Genomic DNA, 908 nt, shown 5'->3' with positions numbered 1-908 from the left:
ACGGGCCGCGACCCTGTCGGGCACGTAGATGTACATGTTCAGGTTGGTCGGGTTGTTGCCGAATCCGGTGACCCGGGTCAGCGACGCCGCCGCGGCGGGCCGGGCCGCGAGGAGCATGCTCGCGATCACCAGGGGCAGGGCGGCGGCCGCCAGTATCGCTCTGAGCCTTCGTTTCACACCATGTCCTTCCGTCTTTGTGTGGTGCCGGATCCCTGCTCGGCCAGGAGAAGGGGGCCGGCGGGAGGGGACCCGGTCAGCCGCGGGTCCACTTCTGGTTGTCGCCGCCCCAGCAGGAGTAGAGCTGGATCTTGGTGCCGTTGCCCGTGCCGCCGCCCGCGGCGTCCAGGCACAGCCCCGACTGGACGCCCTGGATGGTGCCGTCGGAGTTGAGGCGCCACTTCTGGTTGTCGCCGCCCCAGCAGCTGTAGATCTGCACCTTCGCGCCGTTGCCGGTGCCGGCGGCGTCCAGGCACTTGTTGCCGTACACCCGCAGCTCCTGCGCCGAGGTGGACGTCCAGGTCTGGTTGGTCTGGCCGTTGCAGTCCCACAGCTGCACCTGCGCGCCGTCCGCGGTGCTCGCGTTGGCCACGTCCAGGCACCGGCCGGAACCCACTCCCCTGATCGCGCCCGCGCCCGGGGAGGTCGGCGTCGCGCTCGGGCTGGGAGTGCCGCCGGGCTGGCCGATGCTGCCGGAGACCGTCTGGAGCGCGGCGTACCAGGCCGCGGCCATCTTGTCGTAGCCGGTCGCGGTGGGATGGATGCCGTCGATCAGGTCGGCGGTGGTCAGCTTGCTGTGCATGTCGACCAGATGGACCCGCTTGCCGCTGTTGACCTTGGACTGCACGATGCCGGGGATCGCCGCGTTGAACGTCCGGGCCGCCGACTCCTGCCCGGAGTTCGACAGCGGA

The 908-nt window shown here is 70.4% G+C and carries 1 protein-coding gene; it reads right to left on the bottom strand.

Annotation, left to right across the window (positions count from 1 at the left end; all coding sequences use genetic code 11):
• Positions 1 to 253: 253 nt before the first annotated feature.
• Positions 254 to 908, bottom strand: a 655-nt coding sequence (locus AAH991_RS40120; protein ID WP_346231190.1) for an RICIN domain-containing protein, incomplete at its 5' end; no start/stop codon positions are given.

It is taken from the genome of Microbispora sp. ZYX-F-249 (assembly GCF_039649665.1).
GTDB classification, from domain to species: Bacteria; Actinomycetota; Actinomycetes; order Streptosporangiales; family Streptosporangiaceae; genus Microbispora; species Microbispora maris.
The sequence above is the reverse complement of the archived record's forward strand: the minus strand, read 5'-3'. Positions and strand labels throughout refer to the sequence as shown.